We start from the raw sequence: 23,582 nt of genomic DNA, 5'->3' as shown, positions 1-23,582 counted from the left end.
GGGCGGGTGGGGGCCGGGGGGAGCTGGCCCTTCATCGGGCCCCAGTCGTTGGGGTCCGGTACGCCGGGGGGGAGCATCTGGCGGCGCTTCGGGGCGTCCGGGTCGTGCGCCTCGCCCGGCTCCTTCGCGCCCGGCCAGGCCTTGGCGACGCGCGCCGCGAGGACGAAGTCCTTGCGCAGCGGGTGGCCCTCGAAGTTCTCGGGAAGGAGCAGCGGGACCAGGTTCGGGTGGTCGGTGAAGACGACCCCGAACATCTCGAAGGTCTCCCGCTCGTGCCATTCGGCGCCGGCGTAGACGGCGACGGCCGAGGGCAGGGAGGGCGCCGAGTGCGGGACGGTGGTCCGCAGCAGGAGGCGGCGTACGCGGTGGTTCTCCAGGGAGACGACGTGCGCGCAGATGCGGAAGCCCGTGCCCGGCTCGTCCACCGCGCTCAGCCAGTCGAAGTAGGTGCAGCCCAGCTTGTCGCGGGCGATCTCCAGCGCGGGGATCCAGCTCGCGGTGGGGACGTCGACCGTGAGGACGGAGTACGCGAAGGAGCCGACGGCTTCCTCGCCGAAGACTGTTCCCGCCGCGTCGGGGAGGGAGTCGTAGAGGTTCACGCGTCCGTCCCGGGGGCGGGGGGAGGGGTTACCAGGCCGCTGGTGAGCTGCGCGGGGGACGGCGGGGCCGTGTTCGCGTAGCGCTCCGCCAGCGATTCGCGGGCGATCTTCTCCTGGAGCTTGAGGATGCCCTGGAGCAGCGCCTCGGGGCGGGGCGGGCAGCCGGGGACGTAGACGTCGACCGGGATGATCTGGTCGACGCCCTTCGTCACCGAGTACGAGTCCCAGTACGGGCCGCCGCAGTTGGAGCAGGCGCCGAAGGAGATCACGTATTTGGGCTCGGGCATCTGCTCGTACAGCCGCTTGACGGCCGGGGCCATCTTGTCCGTCACCGTGCCCGAGACGATCATGAGGTCCGCCTGGCGCGGGCCGGGCGCGAAGGGGATGACACCGAGCCGGATGAAGTCGTGGCGGGCCATCGACGCCGCGATGAACTCGATCGCGCAGCAGGCGAGGCCGAAGTTGAAGACCCACAGGCTGTAGCGGCGGCCCCAGTTGAGGACCACCTTCATGGGCTCGGGCGCGAGGCGGGACAGGACGCCCAGCCGCTTCGGCTCCGGGAGCAGCTGCGGCTCCGACGGCACGGCCGGGGTACCGGCCGGGGTCACAGCCATTCGAGGACGCCCTTCTTGTACGCATAGAGCAGGCCGACGGCCAGGAAGCCGAGGAAGATGAACATCTCCACCAGCGTCGTGGCGCCGTAACCGGCGGCGGCGAACACCGTCGCCCAGGGGAAGAGGAAGATCGAGTCGACGGCGAAGATGACGTAGAGGAAGGCGTAGACGTAGTAGCGGACCTGGGTGTGCGCCCAGCCCTCGCCCACCGGGTCCACGCCGCACTCGTAGGTCAGCAGCTTCTCGCGGGTCGGGACGGACGGGCTCAGCAGGCGGTTGGCGCCGAAGGCCACCGTCACGAAGAGCACGCCGAGCGCGGCCAGGAGGCCGACGACCGAATACGTGCGGAAGTAGTCCGCGGCGAGCACGGATACGGTCGATACCGTTGGTTCGGGCACGTCCGTTCCTCGTTCCTCGGCCACTGTCGACGATCAGGGTGATCTGGTACGGACGGGAGTCTAGGGCCTGGGCTCCACGGGGTGGGGTTATCCCCCGTTTACCTCGGCCCGGCTACCCCATGGCATCGGGCCCGTCCGCTTGGCAGGGTGGGCGCATGACCGCGAGCAAGCACACCCCCGACGACGGCGCTCCTCCCCCCGTACGCGCACCCTTCGATGCCGTGACGTGGAAGGAAATCGCCTACCTGTTGAGCAATTTGCCCGCCGCCCTCATCGGGTTCGTCTACACGGTGGTGATGGTGGCGACCGCGGGCGGTCTGTCGGTGACCGCGATCGGTCTTCCGCTGTTCGCATGTGGTCTGTTCGTGTCTCGCCAATTGGGACGGCTGGAACGGGCGCGGGCGCGCGACCTCTTGGGCGTACGGGTCGACGAGCCGACGCCGATGCCGGGGCCGGGGCGGTCCGGCGGGTTCTTCCCCTGGTTGTGGGCGAGCCTCAAGGACCCGGTGGCGTGGCGGACCGTGCTGTTCGAGCTGGTCCGGCTGCCGTGGGCGGTCCTCACCTTCAGTGTGGCACTGACCGGGCTGTTCGTGCTGTGGCCGGTGCTGCCGTGGGTGGTCCGGGGGCTCTCGAACGTGGACCGCGCGATGGTACGGGGCCTGCTGTCGCCCTCCGACGAGCTGGAGCGGCGCATCGCCGAGCTGGAGTCCGACCGCGGTGTCGTGGTCGACACGGCGGCGGCGGACCTGCGGCGCATCGAGCGGGACCTGCACGACGGGGCGCAGGCCCGGCTGGTGGCGCTGGCGATGGGGCTGGGCCTGGCGAAGGAGAAGCTGCTGGAGGACCCCGAGGGGGCGGCGGCGATGGTGGACGAGGCGCACGGAGAGGTGAAGATCGCCCTCCAGGAGCTGCGGGATCTGGCGCGCGGGATCCACCCGGCGGTGCTGACCGACCGGGGGCTGGACGCGGCGCTGTCCTCGGTGGCCTCGCGGTGCCTGGTCCCCGTGAAGGTGGCGGTGGATCTGCCGGCGCGGCCGGCGGAGGCGATCGAGGGGATCGCGTACTTCGTGGTCTCGGAGCTGCTGCAGAACGTGAGCAAGCACGCGGGTCCGCAGGCGCGGGGCGCGGAGGTCGAGGTGTGGCGCACGGGCGGGGCGGGGCCCGGCGGGCGGCTGCTGATCCGGGTGTCGGACGACGGGCGCGGGGGCGCGGATGTGCTGGCCGGGTCGGGGCTGGCGGGGCTGGGTGAGCGGCTCGACGCGGTCGACGGCGTGCTGGTGGTGGAGTCCCCCGAGGGGGCGGGGACCGTGGTCACGGCGGAGCTGCCGTGGCGGGAGCGTTCCGCGCGATAGCGCTCCGCGCAGCGGGGGGGCCGCCGGGGCGGAGCCCCCTTTCCGCCTCGAGCGCCGGCGGGGCTCGGTGTGGTGCCCGCCGTGTGCGGGTGCGGCACCGTTCCCGGGGACCAGCCCCCGGACCCCCGCGCCTCAAACGCCGGCGGGGCTGAAATTTGGCTGCGCCCGGCTGCTCGTGCGGGCCGTTGGGCGTGGGATTTGGCTGCGACCCCTGTGCACGTGCGGGAAGGGCCTGGGATTTGGGTGCGCGGATCTGCACGTGCGGGACGTAGGGCTGGGATTTGGCTGCGCCGACCTGCACATACGGGACGTAGGGGCTGGATCGGCATGCAGGACGATCCAGCCCCGCCGGCGTTTGAGGCGCGGGTCTGGGCGGAGCCCAGGGAACGGGCGAAGGGCGGGTAGGGGACTCGGCTCGGCCTCCGCCCGCGGCTCCGATAGCCATGGCCGCGGGGCCGGGGCGGGCCCCAGGCCCGGCCTCGGCCTCGGCCCTCGGCCGCTGGGCCCTGACCCCTGACCCTGACCCTGACCCTGACCCTGCCCCCTGGACCTGGCCCTGGCGCTGCCCCTGTGCCCTGCCCCTGGCCCTGACCCTGGACCCTGACCCCTTGCCTTGGTCCTGCCCCCTGGCCCTGACCCTGGACCCTGACCCCTTGCCTTGGTCCTGCCCCCTGGCCCTGGCCCTGGCCCCTGGTCCTGTGCCCTGCCACTGGCCCTGACCTTGCCCCCTTGCCTTGGTCCTGCCCCCTTCCCTTGGCCCTGACCCTGGCCCTGGCCCTGACACCTCCCCCCAGCGCGGAGCGGGGTGGGGTTATCCCCCCGGGGGAGACGCCGACCTGCCGGATGGTTTCGGGTGGGGGGTCGGCGGGAGGGTGGGGGGACACAGTGGATGAAGGGCGGGGCGGCGACATGGACAGCGGTGTGCACGGCGGCAGTGGTATCGGCAGGGTGGTGCGGGCTCCCTTCGAGGGGCGGACCTGGCGGGAGTTCGGGTACCTGATGCTCGGGCTGCCGCTCAGCACGCTGTACTTCTCGCTCGCCGTCACCGGCGTCAGCCTCGGCGCCGGACTGCTCGTCACCTTCCTCGGAGTCCCGGTGCTGGCGGGCGTACTGGCCATGTGCCGCGGGTTCGGGCGCGTGGAGCGGGCCCGGGTGCGCGGGATGCTCGGCCACGACATCGCCGAGCCCGCGCCGATCCGGGCGGAGAAGGACGGGGCGATCGCCCGGATGGGGGCGCTGCTCAAGAGCGGGAGCGCCTGGCGGCACGTGCTGTATTCGGTCGTCCACTTTCCGTGGGCGGTGTTCGCGTTCTGCGTGGCCCTGACGTTCTGGGCCTACGGGTGGGCCATGCTGCTGTACCCGCTCTGGTTCTGGGTGTTCCCGGCGTTCACCGATCAGCCGGGGCTGCAGCTCTTCCAGAACGACGACTACTCCTTCTACCTGGACTCCCCGCTCGCGATCGCGGCGACCTGCGCGACCGGGCTCGCCCTCACGCTCGCCACGCCGTGGGTGGTCCGCGCCCTGACCACCGTGGACCGGGTGCTCGTCTCGGGGCTGCTCGGGCCCTCGCGGCTCGCGCACCGGGTCAGCGAGCTGGAGTCCGACCGGGGTGTCATGGTCGACACCGCCGCGGCCGATCTGCGGCGCATCGAGCGCGATCTGCACGACGGGGCGCAGGCCCGGCTGGTGGCGCTGGCGATGGATCTGGGGCTGGCGAAGGAGAAGCTCGCGGAGGACCCGCGGGCCGCCGCCCGCATGGTGGACGAGGCCCATGGAGAGGTGAAGATCGCTCTGCAGGAGCTGCGGGACCTGGCGCGTGGGATCCACCCGGCGGTGCTGACCGACCGGGGGCTGGACGCGGCCCTGTCCTCGGTGGCATCGCGGTGCGCGGTGCCGGTACGGGTGGCCGTGGAGCTGCCCTCGCGGCCGGCGGCGGCGATCGAGGGGATCGCGTACTTCACCGTGTCGGAGCTGCTGCAGAACGTGAGCAAGCACGCGAGGGCCCGTACGGCCGGGGTCGACGTGTGGAAGTCCGGCGACCGGCTGCTGATCCAGGTCGCCGACGACGGGGTGGGCGGAGCCGGCGCCGTGGCCGGTTCGGGGCTGGCGGGGCTGGCCGAGCGGCTCGACGCCGTGGACGGGGTGCTGGTCGTGCACTCCCCCGCCGGCGGCGGGACGACCGTCACCGCCGAGCTGCCCTGGCGGGCCGTCTGAGGACCCTGCCGACCTGCCGACGTCACGCCCGAGTCACCGCGCGGATGCCCCACAGGGGTGTCCGCGCGGTCGCATGCCGCCCGCTGCCGCCCGCGGGGTGTCGTTCGGCCCGCCGGGGGCGGGGGCCAAAGCCCTGACTTTGGGGGGTGGGGTGCTCGGAGGGGCTTCCCGGGCCGAAAACAGCCGGTCCGGGGGTACGCGTTGATCGCGCTCCGGCTATATCCGGACTCAAGACTGGGATGCTTGGCTGAGTCAGGGAACACGGGGCATGAGCGGACGCGGGAGCAGCGGAGTCGTGGAAGACAGGGTGCGGGTGGTCATCGCCGAGGATTCAGTGCTGCTGCGTGAGGGCCTGACCCGGTTGCTGACCGACCGGGGGCATGACGTCGTCGCAGGCGTCGGGGACGCGGAAGCCCTGATCAAGACGGTGGCGGAGCTGGCGGCCGAGAACGCGCTGCCGGACGTGGTGGTGGCCGATGTGCGGATGCCGCCGACGCACACCGACGAGGGGGTGCGGGCAGCCGTGCGGCTGCGGCGCGATCACCCCGGCATAGGTGTGCTCGTGCTGTCCCAGTACGTGGAGGAGCAGTACGCCACCGAGCTGCTGGCCGGCTCCAGTACCGGAGTGGGGTACCTGCTGAAGGACCGGGTGGCCGACGTGCGGGAGTTCCTCGACGCCGTCGTCCGCGTGGCCCGGGGCGGTACCGCCCTGGACCCGGAGGTCGTGGCGCAGCTCCTCGGCCGCAGCCGGAAGCAGGACGTACTGGCGGGGCTGACCCCGCGCGAGCGCGAGGTGCTCGGGCTGATGGCCGAGGGGCGGACCAATTCCGCGGTGGCCAAGCAGCTGGTGGTGAGCGACGGCGCGGTGGAGAAGCACGTCAGCAACATCTTCATGAAGCTGGGCCTGTCGCCCAGTGACGGGGATCACCGGCGCGTGCTGGCCGTTCTCACCTACCTAAGATCTTGATCAACTGACACTCTGTCAGGTAAGGCCGGATTCGGACAGACCGCCGAAGGGGCGGTCCAGAAAATGAGCAGCCCGGGGAAGCGATCCCTACGGTCGTAGGGTGGAACTTGGGCAGTGCTCACGCCTCGAAGGAGGTCCAGTTCAGTGACCAGCCAGGTCAGTAGCCCAGCCGAACAGTCCGACGGGGCCGAGGGCGCAGTCGTCGGCGAGCAGCGGACGCCTCCGGGCCCGAACGGTGAACCCGCGGACGGCCGCCCAGGCCGCGGTGGAGACGCCGGGGGCGCGGGGACCAAGGAAGTACGCCAACTCGATCGGGTGATCATCCGCTTCGCGGGCGACTCCGGTGACGGCATGCAGCTCACCGGTGACCGGTTCACCTCGGAGACCGCCTCCTTCGGCAACGACCTCTCGACGCTGCCGAACTTCCCGGCCGAGATCAGGGCGCCCGCCGGCACCCTCCCCGGCGTGTCGTCCTTCCAGCTGCACTTCGCCGACCACGACATCCTCACGCCGGGCGACGCCCCGAACGTGCTGGTGGCGATGAACCCGGCTGCCCTGAAGGCGAACATCGCGGACGTGCCGCGCGGCGCGGAGATCATCGTCAACACCGACGAGTTCACCAAGCGCCCGATGGCGAAGGTCGGCTACGAGACCTCCCCGCTGGAGGACGGCTCGCTGGACGCGTACAGCGTCCACCCGGTGCCGCTGACCACCCTCACGGTCGAGGCGCTGAAGGATTTCGGGCTCTCCCGCAAGGAGGCCGAGCGCAGCAAGAACATGTTCGCGCTCGGACTGCTGTCCTGGATGTACCACCGGCCCACCGAGGGCACCGAGACCTTCCTGCGGCAGAAGTTCGCGAAGAAGCCCCAGATCGCGGAGGCGAACGTCACCGCCTTCCGGGCCGGCTGGAACTTCGGCGAGACCACAGAGGACTTCGCCGTCTCCTACGAGGTGGCCCCGGCCACCCGCGCCTTCCCGACCGGCACCTACCGCAACATCTCCGGCAACCTCGCCCTGTCCTACGGGCTGATCGCGGCGGGCCAGCAGGCCGATCTGCCGCTCTACCTGGGCTCGTACCCGATCACCCCGGCCTCGGACATCCTGCACGAGCTGAGCCGGCACAAGAACTTCGGCGTACGCACCTTCCAGGCCGAGGACGAGATCGCCGGAATCGGCGCGGCGCTGGGCGCGGCCTTCGGCGGCGCGCTCGCCGTGACCACCACCTCCGGCCCGGGCGTGGCCCTGAAGTCCGAGACGATCGGCCTCGCAGTCTCCCTGGAGCTGCCGCTGCTGATCGTGGACATCCAGCGCGGCGGCCCCTCCACGGGGCTGCCGACCAAGACGGAGCAGGCCGACCTGCTCCAGGCGATGTACGGGCGCAACGGCGAGGCGCCGGTGCCGATCGTGGCCCCGCGCACCCCGGCGGACTGCTTCGACGCCGCGCTGGATGCGGCCCGGATCGCGCTGACCTACCGGACCCCGGTCTTCCTGCTCTCCGACGGGTACCTGGCCAACGGCTCCGAGCCCTGGCGGATCCCGGACGTGGCGGACCTGCCGGACCTGAAGGTCCAGTTCGCCGCCGGCCCCAACCACGAGCTCGCGGACGGCACCGAGGTCTTCTGGCCGTACAAGCGCGATCCGCAGACCCTGGCCCGCCCGTGGGCGGTTCCGGGCACGCCGGGGCTGGAGCACCGGATCGGCGGCATCGAGAAGCAGGACGGCACGGGCAACATCTCGTACGACCCGGCCAACCACGAGTTCATGGTCCGTACCCGCCAGGCCAAGATCGACGGCATCCGGGTCCCCGACCTGGAGGTCGACGACCCGGACGGCGCGCGGACCCTGGTGATCGGCTGGGGCTCGACGTACGGGCCGATCACGGCCGCCGTGCGCCGGCTGCGGATCGCCGGGCTCCCCATCGCGCAGGCCCACCTGCGCCACCTCAACCCCTTCCCGAGGAATCTGGGCGAGGTCCTGAAGCGTTACGACAAGGTAGTGGTGCCGGAGATGAACCTCGGGCAGCTCGCGACCCTCCTGAGGGCGAAGTACCTGGTCGACGCGGCGTCGTACAACCAGGTGAACGGCATGCCGTTCAAGGCCGAGCAGCTCGCCAACCGTCTCAAGGAGGCCATCAATGACTGAGGTGACCGAGAGCCCCACCCTGCTCTCGCTGGTGCCCAAGGCGGCCGCCAAGCAGTCGATGAAGGACTTCAAGTCGGACCAGGAGGTCCGCTGGTGCCCCGGCTGCGGCGACTACGCGGTGCTCGCGGCCGTCCAGGGCTTCATGCCGGAGCTGGGGCTGGCGAAGGAGAACATCGTCTTCGTCTCGGGCATCGGCTGCTCGTCGCGCTTCCCGTACTACATGGACACCTACGGGATGCACTCGATCCACGGCCGCGCCCCGGCCATCGCCACGGGTCTGGCCACCTCGCGCCGCGACCTGTCGGTCTGGGTCGTCACCGGTGACGGGGACGCGCTCTCCATCGGCGGAAACCACCTGATCCACGCCCTGCGGCGGAACGTCAACCTCAAGATCCTGCTGTTCAACAACCGGATCTACGGCCTGACCAAGGGGCAGTACTCCCCCACCTCCGAGGTCGGCAAGATCACCAAGTCGACCCCGATGGGCTCGCTGGACGCGCCCTTCAACCCGGTCTCGCTCGCGATCGGCGCGGAGGCCTCCTTCGTGGCCCGTACGGTCGACTCCGACCGCAAGCACCTCACCGAGGTGCTGCGCGCGGCGGCCGCCCACGAGGGCACGGCGCTGGTCGAGATCTACCAGAACTGCAACATCTTCAACGACGGCGCCTTCGAGGTCCTCAAGGACCACGAGCAGGCCCAGGAGGCCGTGATCCGCCTGGAGCAGGGGCAGCCGATCCGCTTCGGCACGGACAACGCCAAGGGCGTCGTGCGCAACGCGGCCACCGGGGACCTGGAGGTCGTGACCGTCACCCCGGAGAACGAGTCCCGGATCCTGGTCCACGACGCCTCCTCGGCCTCCCCGACCAACGCGTTCGCGCTGTCCCGGCTGGCCGACCCCGACACGCTGCACCAGACGCCCATCGGGGTGTTCCGCAACGTGCGGCGGCCCGTCTACGACACGCTCATGGCCGATCAGCTGGAGACGGCCGTGGACCGCAGCGGCAAGGGCGACCTGGGCGCGCTGCTGAGCGGCAACGACACCTGGACCGTCGTCGGCTGAGCCGTCCGCCGCACCCCCACGGAGCCCGGATCCCTCAGAGCGGATCCGGGCTCCGTCGCGTCCCGGCCGCCGTGCGGCAACCCAAGTGTCATGAGCATCTCGTCGAACGCTAATGACTTTCGGAGCGCGCGGCGCTACCGTCGTCAGGTTGGCTTGAAGTAGCTCTGGAGGTCCCGTGAAGGCACAGAACGACCAGCGCACGGGGTTGCTCTACGGCTTCGCCTCGTACGGGATGTGGGGGATCGTGCCCCTCTTCTGGCCGCTCCTCCAGCCCGCCGAAGCGATCGAGATCCTCGCCCACCGCATGGTGTGGTCGCTGGCCGTGGTCGGGCTGGCGCTGCTGGCCCTGCGCCGCTGGGGATGGATCACGGAGCTGCTGCGCCAGCCGCGCAAGCTCGCCCTCACGGGGGTGGCCGCCGCCCTGGTCACCCTGAACTGGGGCGTGTACATCTGGGCCGTCAACAACGGCGCGGTCGTCGAGGCGAGCCTCGGCTACTTCATCAACCCCCTGGTCACCATCGCGCTCGGCGTGCTGGTCCTCGGCGAACGCCTGCGCCGCACGCAGTGGGCGGCGGTCGGCATCGCCGTCTCCGCCGTGCTGGTCCTGGCCGTCGGGTACGGGCGGCCGCCGTGGATCTCGCTGATCCTGGCCTTCTCCTTCGCCCTGTACGGGCTGATCAAGAAGCAGCTCGGCATGGGCGGCCTGGAGTCGCTGACCGCCGAGACCGTGATCATGTTCCTGCCGGCCCTCGGCTACCTGCTGTGGCTCGGCTCCCGGGGCGAGTCCACCTTCACCGCCCAGGGACCGGGGCACGCCGCCCTGCTGGCCTCGGCCGGGCTGGTCACCGCGATCCCGCTGATCTGCTTCGGCGCGGCCGCGATCCGGGTCCCGCTGTCCACCCTCGGGCTGCTCCAGTACATGGCCCCGATCTTCCAGTTCGGCCTCGGCGTCCTGTACTTCCACGAGGCCATGCCGCCCGCCCGCTGGGCCGGCTTCTCGCTGGTGTGGGTGGCCCTGTCGATCCTCACCTGGGACGCCCTGCGCACCGCTCGCCGCTCCCGGGCCCTGCGCCTGGAGGCCCTGTCATCCCTCCCGAGCACCCTCGCCGGCCCTCTCCCGAGCCCCCTCCCGACCCCGGCGCGCGAGACCGCGTAACACCGCTCGGAGCATCGCTCGGAGCATCGACGGGCGCGTCTTCGGACGCGCCCGTCCGCATGTCCGCCCCCTCCGCACCCCCTCCGCCGCACCCCCTCCGCCCGGCCTACCCCTCCATCGGCAGCCCCGTCGTGGCGAGCCGGAGGCCGGGCGGTGCGTGCGCGGCCACCAGGGCCACGGCCTCCCCGGCCGTGGCGACCTCGCCGACCTCCCCGAAGGGATCGCGCCGCACGACGCGGAACCGCCCGTCGGGCAGCGGGATCACGAAGGGGACCGCCACCTCGTAGGGGAAGCGGGTCGTGCTGCTGAAGTGCACGTGGCAATGGCTCGTGTACGGGTACAGCTGCCGCAGGAGCGGGTGCGCGTGGGCCGCCTCCAGCACCGCGATGGTGCCGAGGCGCCAGACCTTGGGCCCGAGGCGCTCCAGACCGTCCGCCCATGTCCGCCGCCTGTCGATCCACTGCGTCTCGACGACCGCCGCACGGGTCTCTTCGTTCACATTCATCCCCCCAGTGTGCTCTTGTACCGGCCCCGCGGGCGGCTCCGTCCGCTTTCCGAACGGGTCTGACCGGATTGAGGTCTTGACGGACTGTCATGCTCTCGCTGAACATCAGGCTCGCACTGACGCACGTCGCTCACCTGTTCTTCCCCGCACGTTTCCGCACACATCCCCAGTACGGAATCCCGGAGCCCCCACATGAGCCTGTCCGTCTCCCGGCGCATCGCCACCGTGACCGCCCTCGCGGTCGCCGGCCTGTTCGCCGCCACCGCCCCCGCCGCGCTCGCCGCGCCGACCTCGGTCGCCGCCGCGCCCACGCCGCCCGACATCCCGCTCGCCAACGTCAAAGCACACCTGACGCAGTTGCAGTCGATAGCCACCGCCAACGGCGGCAACCGCGCCCACGGCAGGGCCGGTTACAAGGCCTCGATCGACTACGTCAAGGCCAAGCTGGACGCGGCCGGCTTCACGACCACCCTGCAGACCTTCACCTCCAGCGGCGCCACCGGCTACAACCTGATCGCCGACTGGCCGGGCGGCGACCCCAACTCGGTCCTGATGTCCGGCGCGCACCTCGACTCGGTGACCTCCGGCGCGGGCATCAACGACAACGGCTCCGGCAGCGCGGCCGTCCTGGAGACCGCGCTCGCCGTCTCCCGGGCCGGGCTCACACCCACGAAGCACCTGCGCTTCGGCTGGTGGGGCGCGGAGGAGCTGGGCCTGGTCGGGTCGAAGTACTACGTCAACAACCTGCCGACCGCCGAGCGGGCGAAGTTCTCCGGCTACCTGAACTTCGACATGATCGGCTCGCCGAACCCGGGCTACTTCGTCTACGACGACGACCCGACGATCGAGCAGACCTTCAAGAACTACTACGCGGGCCTCGGCGTCCCCACCGAGATCGAGACCGAGGGCGACGGCCGCTCGGACCACGCGTCCTTCAAGAACGTCGGCATCCCCGTCGGCGGCCTGTTCACCGGCGCCAGCAACACCAAGTCGGCGGCCCAGGCTCAGAAGTGGGGCGGCACCTCCGGTCAGGCCTTCGACCGCTGCTACCACTCCTCCTGCGACAACACGTCGAACATCAACGACACCGCCCTGGACCGCAACTCCGACGCCATCGCCTACGCGATCTGGAACCTCGGGTTCGCCGTCCCGGTCCCGCCGGGCCCGTCCTTCGAGAACACGGCCGACGTGAACATCCCGGATTCCCCGGCCGCCGCGGTGAACTCGCCGATCACGGTCTCGGGCGTCACGGGCAACGCGCCAGCCACGACCAAGGTCGACGTGAACATCGTCCACACCTACAGCGGTGACCTGGTGGTCGACCTGGTCGCCCCCGACGGCACCCTGTACAACCTGCACAACCGCACCGGCGGCAGCGCGGACAACGTCGTCAAGTCCGTCACGGTCAACGCCTCCTCCGAGGTCGCCAACGGGGTCTGGAAGCTCCAGGTCAAGGACGTGGCCGCGCAGGACGTCGGCTACATCAACAGCTGGAAGATCACCTTCTAGGGCACCAACCCCGACAAGTGACCTAGTGGCCTAGTGGTCTAGTCCTTTGGAGCTCCGGTGTGATCTGATCGGATCATGCCGGAGCTCCTCGCTGCACTGTTGAGCCTGATCGCCCAGGGCCTCACGGCCCTCAACCCCGCACTGCTCGTGCGCAGGCGCCGCCGGCTGGCGCGGCTGGCGGACCACGCGCAGGACCGACCCGTCCTCGTCCCCTGCGATCTGCGCGACCGCGAACTGACCGGGAGCGCCTGGTCCGAGGGCCACCTGGAACTGCCGCCGGGCAGCACGGGCGGCCCGGTCCGCTGGCTCGCCAAGGGCGCCCAGGGCTCCACCACGGCGGTGCCGGTGGACTTCCCGCCCCTGGAGGCCTCCTCCGCCGACGAGCTCAGCGTCGCGTTCCGCTCCGCCGACGGGGCCACCGAGCTGCGGCTGCACCCGGACGAGGCCCCGATGGTGCTGCGTGTCCTACGTGTCCTGCGCGAGGCTCCGTAGCGAGGCTGACAGCGGCTCCTGGATCCGGGCCCGGAGCTCCTCCGCGACCGCGGCGACATCGGCGTGGCCGAGCTTCGCGGCCTCCACCAGATCGCCGAGTTCCTCCGGCGACGGCAACTGCTTGGCCCCGGCGACCCGGAGGTACGAGCGGGTGGCGGCGGCCGCGTAGAACTCGTTCATCGGGGATTCCAGCGCCGGGCACACGGCGAGGGTGTGCAGAAACGCGGCGGCCCGCCACGCGGTGTCCGGGGCGGGCTGTTCGGGGACCAGGACGAGGTCGTTCTGGTGCCGGGCCACGGCGGCGGCCACTCCGGAGGGATCCCACACGGCGGGATCGGACGGGAGATGGTGGGCCAGAGCGGTCCAGGCCCACTCCATGGTGATCTTCAATGCCCGAACCGCTCCTGGAAGTAGCCCCAGTGGTCGGCGAACTCCTCGATCCCGGACAGGAAGTTCTTCCGGTCCTCGTCGAGCTCGCGTTCCGTGACTTCGGTGATCAGCGCGGTGACCGTCGTGCCCAGGGCCGCCGCACGCGCCTTCAGGCGTTCGTGGAACTCTTCTTCCAGGCGGATGGTGACGTGTCTCGACATGCTTTTCACGGTACAGCGGGGCCGCTGTACACAGGGCCGGAACGGCACAAGGGTGGGCAGGGACACAGTCCCCGCCCACCCTTGGGTGCCGGATGCGCCTACTTGTTGGCGTCGGCGGCCTTCACCAGCTCGTCCTTGGTGACCGCGCCGACGTAGACCTTGCCGTCGTCCGTGATCAGCGCGTTGACCACGCGGGTCTTCAGGACGCGGCCCTCGCCGAACTTCCCGGAGACCTTCTCCCCGAGCGCGTCGAGGAACTGCGAGGCCCCCTTGGGCGCGTTCTCGTCCTTCGCCGCGTCGTCCAGGCCCTTGAGGGTGTTGGCCGCGCCGGTCTCGATCCGGGCGATCGAGGTCCAGCCCTCGCCGAGCACCTTCGGCTCGCCCTTGGCGCCCGCGGCGCCGCCGGTCAGACCGTCCAGGCCGGGGATGGCCCCCAGCGCGTCCAGGCCCTTGTCCGCGCCGTCCTTGCCGTCCTTGCCGTGCTCGCCGGCCGCGCCCTCGGTCACCTTGGCGTCCTTGGGCGGGGTGAAGGCGAAGGTGTCGGCGGCGGGCTTGGCGAAGTCCACCTTGGTGAAGCCGGCGTCCACGATCGGCTTGCCGCCGTCGGTGGAGAGCAGCTGCACCCGCAGCGGCATGCCGTTCTTCGCGTCCACCGCGATCTTCACCGAGGCGACCGTCGAACCGGTCCCCTTCGGCTTCAGGACCAGCTGGTAGGCGTCGCGCCCGGCCACCTGGGCCGTGTCGCCGACGCTGACGTCGGTGGTCGGTCCGGCGGCCTTCAGAACCTCCTGGGCGATCTCCTGCGGGGTGCCGGGGAGGCCCTCGCCGGTCTTGCGCTCGGAGCTCTTGCCGCCCTTGTCCGCGTCGGCCTTGTCGGTGGGCGCCTTCTCATGGAAGACCTCCTTCGACTTGGAGTCGTATCCCCAGACGTCGTCGCCGTTGTGGACGAGGCTGTACTCGTCCTTGCCGTCGACGAAGGTGAGCTTCTGGCGGTCCGGGCCGTCGGCGGCCACCCGGAAGGTGTGGGTTCCGCTCACCAGCTGGGCGAGCTTGTCCTGCGGGTCCGCGGAGCCGCCGGTCACGCCGCCACCGCCGCCCAGCAGGCCGGCCGGGAGGCTCGGCAGTCCCAGGTCCGTGCTGATCTTGGCGCTGCCGGAGAGCTGCTGCACGTCCGAGGCCGCGATCTTCTCGATGAGCTGCTGGGCCGTCACCTTCGGAAGGTCCGGTCCCCCGGCGTTCGCGAAGGCCGGAACCATCGCGATCGTGCCGGCGACCACACCGAACACCGCGACCGGTACGGCGTACCGAGCGGCCTTGCGGGTCTTTGCGTTCGTTGCCATGTCTGTCTGCCCTACCTCTGTGTGTACGGCGGCGACCTACCCGTCTTGCGTGTGGTCCACAAGCTCGACCACGTCCACCCCGCGCCGCCACTCTCACCCGATCTGGTGGGGATGTGCCTCTATCTGACCAAAGAAGAGGGGGTCGGGGCGTCAGCCCCCGGAGCCAACTGTGCGTACGCCCCAGGGATGACATGACGAGGGCCCGGCATCCCCCACCCGTAGGGGTCGCCGGGCCCTCGCCCGTGCTTCCGCGTCTTTCGGTGGTCGTGCCCCGCCGGTCAGCCCGCGCGGTGGACCACGGCGTCGCAGAGCTCCACCAGCGCCGACTTCGCGAAGCACTCGGGCAGCGGGGCCAGCGTGGCCCGCGCCTCCTCCGCGTACCGCACGGTGTCCCTGCGGGCCTGCTCCAGGGCCGGGTGGACCCGCAGCCGGGCGAGCACCTCGGCGTGCCGGGCGTCGTCCGTCAGGTCGCCGTCCAGGAGCCGTACGAGCTCCACGTCCTCGGGGTCGCCGCCCTGGGCCGCCATCTCCCGCAGCCGCAGGACAGGGAGCGTCGGGATGCCCTCACGCAGGTCGGTGCCGGGGGTCTTGCCGGACTCGTGCGAGTCGGAGGCGATGTCGAGGACGTCGTCGGCGAGCTGGAAGGCGGTGCCGAGCCGCTCGCCGTACTGGGTCAGGATGTCGACGACCGACTCGTCGGCGCCGGACATCATCGCGCCGAAGCGGCCGGAGACCGCGATCAGCGAGCCGGTCTTGCCGGCGATGACGTCGAGGTAGTGCTCGACCGGGTCGCGACCGTCGCGCGGGCCGGCCGTTTCCAGGATCTGGCCCGTCACCAGCCGCTCGAACGCCTCGGCCTGGACCCGTACGGCCTCGGGGCCGAGGTCCGCCAGGATGTGCGAGGCGCGGGCGAACAGGAAGTCACCCGTCAGGACGGCCACGGAGTTGCCCCAGCGGGCGTTGGAGCTCTCCACGCCGCGGCGCACGTCCGCCTCGTCCATGACGTCGTCGTGGTAGAGCGTCGCCAGGTGGGTGAGCTCCACGACCACGGCGGAGGGGACGATCCCGGGCGCGTAGGGATCGCCGAACCGGGACGCGAGCATCACCAGCAGCGGCCGGAACCGCTTGCCGCCGGCGCGGACCAGGTGCTGTGCGGCCTCGGTGATGAAGGGGACTTCGCTCTTGGTGGCCTCCAGCAGACCCGCCTCGACGGCGGCCAGTCCGGCCTGGACATCGGTCTCAAGAGCCTGGTCCCGCACGCTCAGTCCGAACGGCCCGACGACGGTCACGAGGGGTACTCCTGTCTGCTGACGATCACCTTGACGATCACACGGATTGTCGATGTGTCGCTGCCATCACTCAAGCCAGCGTATCCGGTCTGTTTTCGATCACCCAGGGCGCCTGTCCGGCCACGGGCCGCGTACCGGCCGGGCGGCGCCCCATGCGCCCCGGTATGTTCTAGAGCAGCCGAAACAACCGGAGAATGCGTTTTGTCCAGAACTGCTACCGATATAGACGAATATCCGGACCCGGAGGCCGACCAGCCACCGCCCGGCGACGACCACGCCTTCCTCGGACACCCCAGGGGCCTGGCCACGCTCTCCGGGCTGGAGGTCTGGGAGCGCTTCTCGTTCCTGGGCATGCAGGCCATCCTCGTCCTCTACTTCGCGGACACGGTGGCCAACGGCGGCCTGGGGATGAACCCGGGCACCGCGGCCTCCGTCTCCGCGGCCTACGGGACCATGGTCTACCTCGTCTCCGTCGCCGGCGGGTGGCTCGCCGACCGGATCCTCGGTTCGTACCGCGCCGTGCTCTGGGGCGGCATCCTGATCGCCTGCGGCCACTACGCGATGGCCGTGCCGACCGCCGCCATGACCTGGGTGGGCCTCGGCCTGATCAGCGCCGGCACCGGCCTGCTGAAGCCCAACGTGGCCAGCATGGTCGGCAAGCTGTACAAGACGGACGACGACCGGCGCGACGCCGGCTTCGCCCTCTACTACATGGGCATCAACATCGGCGCCTTCGCCGGCCCCCTGATCACCGCCTGGCTCGGCGAGCACCAGGGGTGGCACTGGGGCTTCTCCGCCGCCGCGATCGGCATGACCGCGGGCCTGATCCAGTACGTCGTCGGCCGCCGCCACCTGGCGGGACGCAAGCACTCCGCCGAGTTCGCACTCGCACCCGACGCGATGCGCTCGGCCGTGATCAAGATCATCGCCGGGATCCTGCTCTTCGCCGCGCTCGCCACTCTTCTGGCCCTACTGGGCTGGCTGACGATGGACCGGTTCGTCGACCTCCTCACCCTGATCTCGGTGATCGCCCCGATCATCTACTTCGCGATCATGTTCCGCAGCGACCGGGTGACGCCCGCCGAACGGGGCCGCCTGCGCCCGTACGTCGTGCTCTTCCTGGCCTCGGTGGCCTTCAACTTCATCCTCTTCCAGGCCTACTCGACGATGATGCTGCTCGCGTCGACCAACGCCCGCACCGAGATCCTCGGCTTCACCTTCCCGGCCGGCTGGTACGCCTCCGCGCTCGGCGCGTTCGAGGTGCTGCTGGCCCCGGTCGTCGCCGCGCTGTGGGTCCGGATGGGCCACAAGCAGCCGCACGCCTCCAACAAGATCGCCATCGGCGTGATCCTGGGCGGCCTGTCCTTCCTCCTGATGGTCATTCCGACCTCGGGGCACAGCGGCGACACGTACAAGATGGCCGCCTGGTGGATCATCGGCTCCTACCTGCTGCTCGGACTCGGCGACATCCTCCTCGAAACCTCCGGCATGTCGGCCACCACGAAGCTCGCTCCGAAGGCGTTCGCCAGCCAGACGATGGCCCTGTGGTTCCTCTCCCTGGCCCTGGCCAACGGCATCCAGGCCCAAGTCGTCAAGCTCTACGGCCAGGTCTCCAACCCCGCCTACTTCGGCGTCAACGGCGCCATCGCCGTCGCGGTGGGACTGGCCGTGATCGCCCTCGCGCCATGGCTCAAGCGCACGATGCACCCGGTCCACTGACCCGTCCGACGCTGACCCTCCCGAGGAGATGGGCGAGAGAGCTCCGATGATCATCCGTACCGATTTCCCCTACGGGACCACCCACGAGGACGTCCGGATCCCCCTCCGGGACGGCACCCACCTCTACGCCCGCATCTGGCGGCCGGTCACCGACGAGCCCGTCCCGGCGCTGCTGGAGTACCTCCCGTACCGCCTCACCGACTGGACCGCCCCGCGCGACTGGCAGCGCCACCCCTGGTACGCGGGCCACGGCTACGCCTCCGTACGCGTCGACGTGCGCGGCCACGGCAACAGCGGCGGCGACCCCGGCGACGAGTACGACGCCCAGGAACTCGCCGACGGCGTAGCGGTCGTCGAATGGCTGGCGGCCCAGCCCTGGTGCACCGGCTCCGTGGGCATGTTCGGGATCTCCTGGGGCGGCTTCAACAGCCTGCAGATCGCCGCCCTCGCCCCCGAGCCCCTCAAGGCAATCATCACCGTCTGCTCCACGGACGACCGCTTCGACAACGACGTGCACTACATGGGCGGCTCCCTCCTCGCCGTCGACATGCACGCGTGGGCGGCGACCATGCTCGCCTTCGCCTCCCGCCCCCCGGACCCGCTCTACGCCGGCGAGGCCTGGCGCGACCAGTGGCTCTCCCGCCTCGGCGCGGTCGAACCCCTCCTCCACACCTGGCTCTCCCACCAGACCCGCGACGCGTACTGGCGCCACGGCTCCGTCTGCGAGGACTACGGCGCGATCGGCGCGGCCGTCCTGGCGGTCGGCGGCTGGCACGACCCGTACCGCGACACGGTGCTCCGCCTGGTCTCGGCCCTGCCCGCCGACCGGGTCCGGGGCCTGATCGGCCCCTGGTCGCACCAGTACCCCGACCGGGGGCTGCCGCCGGGCCCCGCGATCGGCTTCCTCCAGGAGACCCTGCGCTGGTGGGACCACTGGCTCAAGGGCAAGGACACCGGCGTCATGTCCGAGCCCCTGCTCCGCTCCTGGATCTCCGAGTCCCACCCGCCCGCGACCACCTACCCGACCCTGCCGGGCCGCTGGGTCGGCGACCCGTCCTGGCCCTCGCCGAACGTCGACCCCGTCACCTACGCCTTCCAGGGCGCGCCGGTCGTCGTCTCCTCCCCCCAGCACACGGGCCTGGACGCGGGCCGCTTCTTCCCCTTCGGCAACGACGCCGACCTGCCGCCCGACCAGCGCGAGGAGGACGCGAAGTCGGCCTGCTTCGAATTCCCCGTCGGGGACGCCGCCGCCCCGGTGGAAATCCTGGGCCGCCCGGTGGTCAGACTCCGCCTGCGCATGGACGTCCCGTACGGCCAGGTCGTGGCCCGCCTCTGCGACGTGGCCCCCGACGGCTCCTCGACCCTGGTCACCCGGGGCGCACTGAACCTCTCCTCCCGGCAGGGCCGGGACAAGGCGGTGCCGTGGCCGGTGGGCTCGTACGAGGACGTGGTCTTCGACCTGAACGGCATCGGCCACTCCTTCCCGCCCGGCCACCGCATCCGCCTGGCCCTCTCCTCGGCCTACTGGCCATGGATCTGGCCCCGGGCCGGCTCGGAGGCGGGCTGGACCCTGGACCCGGCGGGCAGCGCGGTGGAACTCCCCGTCCGCGACCCGTCCTCCGACGAGGAGCCGATCCTGTTCGAAGCTCCCGAGCAGTCGGAGGGGCTGGGCGTCTCCTACCCCGCGACCCTGGACGCCCCTCGACCGGAGCGGCTGGTCGTACGGGACGTCGCGCGCGGGACATGGCGCCTGGAGGTCGACCCCCGCTACGGCGGCACCCGCGTCTACCCCGACGGCCTGGAGTTCAGCGAGGACGCGCTGGAGGTGTACGAGATCCAGGAGGCGGACCCGCTCTCCGCCCGCACGCACTCCAGCTGGACCGTACGGCTGCACCGGCCGGAACTGGGCTGGGACGTCTCGGTGGTGACCCGCTCGGAGATCACGTGCGACGAGGGCGGTTTCGTCACGTCGAACGAGGTGGTGTGCCGGGAGGGTGACGAGGTCCTGTTCCACCGCACGTGGGAGCGGCGGCTGCCGCGAGCGGCGGTGTAGCCGACCTCGGGGCCCCGGGCGCTGCCGCCCGGGGCCCGGCGGCTGTCAGACGGCCTTGACGCCGCCGACGAAGGCGGCGGCGGAGACGTCCAGCACCGGGCTCGCTGAGAGCTTGGAGTCCCTCATCGGGACGACACCGCGCGAGCCAACGAGGTTCGTGGCGACCTCGACGCACGCGCCACCGTTCTCGCTGTAGGAGGACGTGAACCAGCGGGGGGGTTCGGTCGGTCGGTCGTGGTCACGACGTGCCCTTTCTTGACTTCCGCTCCCCTCCCTAAAGGGAGGGGATTCCTACCACGGTCGGCTGACCGTCTCGGTGAGTTCCTGCTTCTTCGCGCTGTGCCGGGACAGGTCCCGGTCTTACCCGCGCTCGACAGGCTGACACTGCCAGTCCGGCAGCCTTGGCGACGTTGACCGCCGCGTTGATGTCCCGGTCCAGCCACGCGCTGCACGCTTGGCACTGCCAGATGCGGACGTTGAGGGGCTTGGGCCCGTCCTTGACGCCGCACTGCGAGCACACCTGCGAGGTCGGCTCGAACCGGCCGATCCGGATGAGGGTGCGCCCGTACCGGGCGGCCTTGTATTCCAGCATCGTCACGAACGCCGACCATCCGGCGTCGTGGACGGACTTGGCCATGCGCGTGCGGGCGAGTCCCTTGACTGCCAGGTCTTCCACTGCGACCGCTTGGTTTTCGCGGATCAGCTTCGTGGAGAGCTGGTGATGGAACTCGCGCCGCGCGTCGGCGACCTGCGCGTGAGCGCGGGCGACCTTGAGCCGGGCCTTCGCCCTGTTGTTGGAGCCCTTCGCCTTACGGGACAGACGGCGCTGTTCTCGCTTCAACTTCTTCTCGGCCCGGCGCAGGAAGCGCGGGCTGTCGATCTTCGTGCCGTCGGAGAGGATCGCGAAGTGCGTCAGGCCCAGGTCGATGCCGACCTGACCGGACGTCTCGGGCAGTACCTCATCCGTGCCGGTATCGACCACGAATGAGGCGAAGTATCTTCCGGCCGCGTCCTTGATCACGGTCACCGTGGACGGCGCGGACGGTAGCGTGCGGGACCACTTCACCCGCACATCGCCGATCTTCGGCAACGACAGGTCAGCGCCGGTCGTGATCTTCCAGCGGGCGTTCGCGGTGAACCGGACAGCCTGCCGGTTGTCCTTACGCGACTTGAACCGGGGTGCACCCATGCGGGGGCGCTTGCCCTTCAAGCCGTCGAAGAAGTTCCGGTAGGCGGTATCCAAATCCCGAAGGGATTGCTGGAGCACGACGGCGGACACCTCCCCGAGCCAGGACCGTGCCTCGGTCTTCTTCGCCTCGGTGATCAGAAGCTTCGACAGGTCCCCGGCCTTCGGGAACGGTGCACCCTCGGAGCGGGCGGTCTCACGAGCGCGGAGCGCATCGTTGTAGACCACCCGCGAGCACCCGAACGCCCTGGCCAGCGCGGAGCGCTGAGGACCGTTCGGGTACATCCGGAAGGAGTATCTGAGCTGCACAAGAACGACCGTACTACCGTCGGTTTACGGCCGAATATCAGAACATCCGCACTAGTCGGCCCTGCGCTTTCGCCCTCCCGGCGCAGCCCATCCGCTCCCCGAGCTAGTCCTGCGTCCAACCGCGCGTCTCGCAGGGCGCGCTGCGCCTCCGCGCGGAGACGGCCCGGCCACGTGCAGAGCAGGGAGGGGCTGCTGTGAGCGAGAGCCCGCTCGCGGAGCTGCGACGCATCGAGTCGGACCCGGCCTACCGGGCCCGGTTCCGCGCCCTGCTGGAAGCGGCCCTGGTCCGGCGGGCCGTCGCGGATGCCCTACGGGCACTGCGGGGCCTGCTGGAGGCCCGTACGGCGGAGAAGACCTCGGCCTTGGCCGTGACCCTCGGAGCAGTCGCCTGGACCTGCTGCCTGGCGTTCGCCGCGGCCCGGGGCGGGTTCACGTGACCGGCGCGTGCGACGCCTCCGGCACACTGTCCGCCGCACACCTGGACGCGCTGGCAGGGCGACCCCGCATCCTCCGGAAGGTGCTCGACGCCGGACCGGAGCTGCGGTGCTCCCTGGCGCAGCACACGGCCCCCACATGGACGTCCTCCACGAGGGCCCGCTCCCAGGGTCCGCGATATGGGCCCGCTGGCCCGGGGACGCGATCCTCACCCTCCCCGACTGCCCGGCGGGCGGCGCGGGCGAGGGCTGCGGGCAGTACCTGTGCCACCCGGGCGGCCACACCTGGCAGGTCACGGACCCCGCACCCTGAGCGAACCGCCTACATATCGTGGACCTCCACGGAAAAGCCTTCGCCAAGCACGGAGTTCAGATGCTCCGCGTGCGCACCCAGCCATTGGCGTGCGTCAGAGAACCGTGCCGTGAGTTCGACGAGGACGTAGTCCTCGGCCCCGTCGGTCGACCCACCGCAGACGCAACAACGGAGGCGCTGACTCACTGTGCCCGTCCACTCCGGCCCGTTGCCGCCCGATGCCACCGCCTGATCATCACCCTGCACAGGCTCAGCGTTGCAGACGCTGAAGCGACCCGCCCACCTTGGCCGAAGAGATGGCGCCCCGAGGCGGTCAGCGCGGGGCGGGGCCGCGGATCCACCGGGCGGGGCCGGCTCCCGCCGGGGCCGAGCTGCTCGCCCGGACGCCCGAGGCTTTGACCACGAGGTCCACACGGCACGGCGCGACCTTCTCGTGACCCGGGAGGTCCACGTGCACCGTCCGGGGCTCGTCGACGTCGCCGAAGGCCCACGTGGCCTCAACCGGCCGGCCGTCGCTCCACATCACCACCGCGCAGCCCTTGGCTTGGGCCTCGCTCGAAACCTCCGCCGACCCGTCCCGCCGTATGAGCAGGCGGGCGCCACTGCTGTCCTCGGCGGTCCACGTCCCTTCCACGTCGGCCACGCGGAGGGGGGCCTTGTCCTCACCGTCGACGATCGAGTAGGCGAAGCTTCCTAGCACTCCGAGGACGGCCACCGCCGTGAGGCACGCCACCCGGAGCTGCGTGCGCGTTCTGTCGTCCATGTGCGACCTCGTCCGTCGGGCGGCCGGTCGATCGGCGAAAGCGATCACCCGGATACGGAGCCCATCGTGGGGCCGCCTTCCGGACCACGTCCAGTGCCGGGACCGGACGCGGGTGTGCTGCTGCGCGGGCGAAGTCCCCTACCCGCCCTTCCACCGTTCCCCGGGCGCCGCCCGGACCCGCGCCTCAAACGCCGGCGAGGCTGGGAAGGGCTACCGGGCTGCGCCCGGACCCCCCTGGGGCTCCGCCCCAGACCCCGGTCCTCAAACGCCGGACGGCTGAAAAGCCAAACCCCGGCGGCTGAAGGACCCAACGCCGGACGGCCGAGAGACCCAACACCGGACAGCTAGACCCACCACCGGGCGACTGAAGAGACCCCCCGGGCGGCTGGGAAGGCCCAACACCGGGCGGCTGAAGAGAACCACCGGGCGGCTGAAGTGACCCACCGCCGGCGGGTCGAACGGCCCGACACCCGGCGGCTGGAGAGACTCACCCGCCGTCGGCGCGGTCGGCACCGGCCCACCCCCGCAGCCATGCAGACGCCGACCACACCCCAGCCCCGCCGGCGTTTGAGGCGCAG

22 protein-coding genes and 1 pseudogene are annotated in these 23,582 nt (G+C 71.0%); 12 read left to right on the top strand and 11 right to left on the bottom strand.

Annotated elements, in window-relative coordinates; genetic code table 11:
* The 3 genes from AC061S_RS41420 to AC061S_RS41410 form a co-directional block, all read right to left on the bottom strand.
* Positions 1-599 (bottom strand): NADH-quinone oxidoreductase subunit C (locus AC061S_RS41420; protein ID WP_478691035.1); only part of this gene is annotated, 599 nt, incomplete at its 3' end.
* The gene (locus AC061S_RS41415) at positions 596-1,213 is read right to left on the bottom strand and encodes an NADH-quinone oxidoreductase subunit B (RefSeq protein WP_478691034.1); all 618 of its coding nucleotides are present in this window, start codon (positions 1,211-1,213) and stop codon (positions 596-598) included. The genes AC061S_RS41420 and AC061S_RS41415, both read right to left, overlap by 4 nt.
* Positions 1,204-1,611, bottom strand: coding sequence for an NADH-quinone oxidoreductase subunit A (locus AC061S_RS41410; protein ID WP_478691033.1), 408 nt, complete (start codon positions 1,609-1,611; stop codon positions 1,204-1,206). The genes AC061S_RS41415 and AC061S_RS41410 overlap by 10 nt, the downstream gene beginning before the upstream one ends.
* Before the next feature lie 155 nt (positions 1,612-1,766).
* On the opposite strand from AC061S_RS41410, the gene AC061S_RS41405 reads away from it, so the two are divergent.
* The 6 genes from AC061S_RS41405 to rarD all read left to right on the top strand — a co-directional run bounded on the left by AC061S_RS41405 (position 1,767) and on the right by rarD (position 10,502).
* On the top strand, positions 1,767-2,963 hold the full coding sequence (locus AC061S_RS41405; protein ID WP_478691032.1) for a sensor histidine kinase: 1,197 nt from the start codon (positions 1,767-1,769) through the stop codon (positions 2,961-2,963).
* Positions 2,964-3,872: 909 nt separating this feature from the next.
* A complete protein-coding gene (locus AC061S_RS41400; RefSeq protein ID WP_478691031.1) occupies positions 3,873-5,177 on the top strand; it encodes a sensor histidine kinase in 1,305 nt (434 codons plus the stop codon).
* Between the two features lie 307 nt (positions 5,178-5,484).
* On the top strand, positions 5,485-6,144 hold the full coding sequence (locus AC061S_RS41395; RefSeq protein WP_308313410.1) for a response regulator transcription factor: 660 nt from the start codon (positions 5,485-5,487) through the stop codon (positions 6,142-6,144).
* Positions 6,145-6,288: 144 nt separating this feature from the next.
* Positions 6,289-8,286, top strand: coding sequence for a 2-oxoacid:acceptor oxidoreductase subunit alpha (locus AC061S_RS41390; protein WP_478691030.1), 1,998 nt, complete (start codon positions 6,289-6,291; stop codon positions 8,284-8,286).
* Positions 8,279-9,346: a 2-oxoacid:ferredoxin oxidoreductase subunit beta gene (locus AC061S_RS41385; RefSeq protein WP_478691029.1), complete on the top strand. Its 1,068-nt coding sequence runs from the start codon at positions 8,279-8,281 to the stop codon at positions 9,344-9,346. The genes AC061S_RS41390 and AC061S_RS41385 overlap by 8 nt, the downstream gene beginning before the upstream one ends.
* A 175-nt stretch (positions 9,347-9,521) precedes the next feature.
* Complete coding sequence (gene rarD, locus AC061S_RS41380) at positions 9,522-10,502, top strand: EamA family transporter RarD (RefSeq protein WP_478691028.1); 981 nt, start codon at positions 9,522-9,524, stop codon at positions 10,500-10,502.
* Positions 10,503-10,608: 106 nt separating this feature from the next.
* Here rarD and AC061S_RS41375 read toward each other — a convergent pair whose 3' ends face one another.
* Positions 10,609-11,007: a DUF6193 family natural product biosynthesis protein gene (locus AC061S_RS41375; RefSeq protein WP_478691027.1), complete on the bottom strand. Its 399-nt coding sequence runs from the start codon at positions 11,005-11,007 to the stop codon at positions 10,609-10,611.
* Between the two features lie 192 nt (positions 11,008-11,199).
* On the opposite strand from AC061S_RS41375, the gene AC061S_RS41370 reads away from it, so the two are divergent.
* The gene (locus AC061S_RS41370; RefSeq protein ID WP_478691026.1) at positions 11,200-12,516 is read left to right on the top strand and encodes a M28 family metallopeptidase; all 1,317 of its coding nucleotides are present in this window, start codon (positions 11,200-11,202) and stop codon (positions 12,514-12,516) included.
* Between the two features lie 75 nt (positions 12,517-12,591).
* Complete coding sequence (locus AC061S_RS41365; RefSeq protein ID WP_478691025.1) at positions 12,592-13,008, top strand: hypothetical protein; 417 nt, start codon at positions 12,592-12,594, stop codon at positions 13,006-13,008.
* Here the strand turns inward: AC061S_RS41365 and AC061S_RS41360 are convergent.
* The 4 genes from AC061S_RS41360 to AC061S_RS41345 all read right to left on the bottom strand — a co-directional run bounded on the left by AC061S_RS41360 (position 12,982) and on the right by AC061S_RS41345 (position 16,227).
* Complete coding sequence (locus AC061S_RS41360) at positions 12,982-13,398, bottom strand: hypothetical protein (protein ID WP_478691024.1); 417 nt, start codon at positions 13,396-13,398, stop codon at positions 12,982-12,984. The two genes, AC061S_RS41365 and AC061S_RS41360, sit on opposite strands and share 27 nt — an antisense overlap.
* On the bottom strand, positions 13,395-13,598 hold the full coding sequence (locus AC061S_RS41355; RefSeq protein WP_239516343.1) for a ribbon-helix-helix domain-containing protein: 204 nt from the start codon (positions 13,596-13,598) through the stop codon (positions 13,395-13,397). Before AC061S_RS41355 ends, AC061S_RS41360 begins: the two co-directional genes overlap by 4 nt.
* Before the next feature lie 98 nt (positions 13,599-13,696).
* Entirely contained in the window at positions 13,697-14,938 is a 1,242-nt protein-coding gene (locus AC061S_RS41350; RefSeq protein WP_478691023.1) for a LolA family protein, read from the bottom strand.
* Between the two features lie 278 nt (positions 14,939-15,216).
* The gene (locus AC061S_RS41345; RefSeq protein ID WP_478691022.1) at positions 15,217-16,227 is read right to left on the bottom strand and encodes a polyprenyl synthetase family protein; all 1,011 of its coding nucleotides are present in this window, start codon (positions 16,225-16,227) and stop codon (positions 15,217-15,219) included.
* A 201-nt stretch (positions 16,228-16,428) separates the two neighbouring features.
* Between AC061S_RS41345 and AC061S_RS41340 the strand changes: the two genes are divergently transcribed.
* Entirely contained in the window at positions 16,429-17,946 is a 1,518-nt protein-coding gene (locus tag AC061S_RS41340) for a peptide MFS transporter (RefSeq protein ID WP_478691021.1), read from the top strand.
* A 46-nt stretch (positions 17,947-17,992) separates the two neighbouring features.
* On the top strand, positions 17,993-19,999 hold the full coding sequence (locus AC061S_RS41335; protein ID WP_478691020.1) for a CocE/NonD family hydrolase: 2,007 nt from the start codon (positions 17,993-17,995) through the stop codon (positions 19,997-19,999).
* A gap of 45 nt (positions 20,000-20,044) precedes the next feature.
* Here the strand turns inward: AC061S_RS41335 and AC061S_RS41330 are convergent.
* Positions 20,045-20,224, bottom strand: a pseudogene (locus AC061S_RS41330) (DUF397 domain-containing protein); the annotation flags it as partial.
* A gap of 49 nt (positions 20,225-20,273) precedes the next feature.
* Positions 20,274-21,494: an RNA-guided endonuclease InsQ/TnpB family protein gene (locus tag AC061S_RS41325; protein WP_478691019.1), complete on the bottom strand. Its 1,221-nt coding sequence runs from the start codon at positions 21,492-21,494 to the stop codon at positions 20,274-20,276.
* A 194-nt stretch (positions 21,495-21,688) separates the two neighbouring features.
* Here AC061S_RS41325 and AC061S_RS41320 point away from each other — a divergent pair, with 194 nt between their 5' ends.
* Both AC061S_RS41320 and AC061S_RS41315 read left to right on the top strand, forming a co-directional pair.
* Positions 21,689-21,931 carry a hypothetical protein gene (locus tag AC061S_RS41320; protein WP_478691018.1) on the top strand — a complete coding sequence of 81 codons (243 nt, stop codon included), beginning with the start codon at positions 21,689-21,691 and terminating at the stop codon, positions 21,929-21,931.
* A 136-nt stretch (positions 21,932-22,067) separates the two neighbouring features.
* Positions 22,068-22,241, top strand: coding sequence for a hypothetical protein (locus AC061S_RS41315; protein WP_478691017.1), 174 nt, complete (start codon positions 22,068-22,070; stop codon positions 22,239-22,241).
* Positions 22,242-22,554: 313 nt separating this feature from the next.
* On the opposite strand, the gene AC061S_RS41310 is transcribed toward AC061S_RS41315, so the two are convergent.
* Entirely contained in the window at positions 22,555-23,004 is a 450-nt protein-coding gene (locus tag AC061S_RS41310; RefSeq protein ID WP_478691016.1) for a hypothetical protein, read from the bottom strand.
* Positions 23,005-23,582 lie beyond the last annotated feature (578 nt).

This window comes from Streptomyces sp. CA189, assembly GCF_056428985.1.
This window is presented reverse-complemented; position numbering and strand designations above follow the sequence as displayed.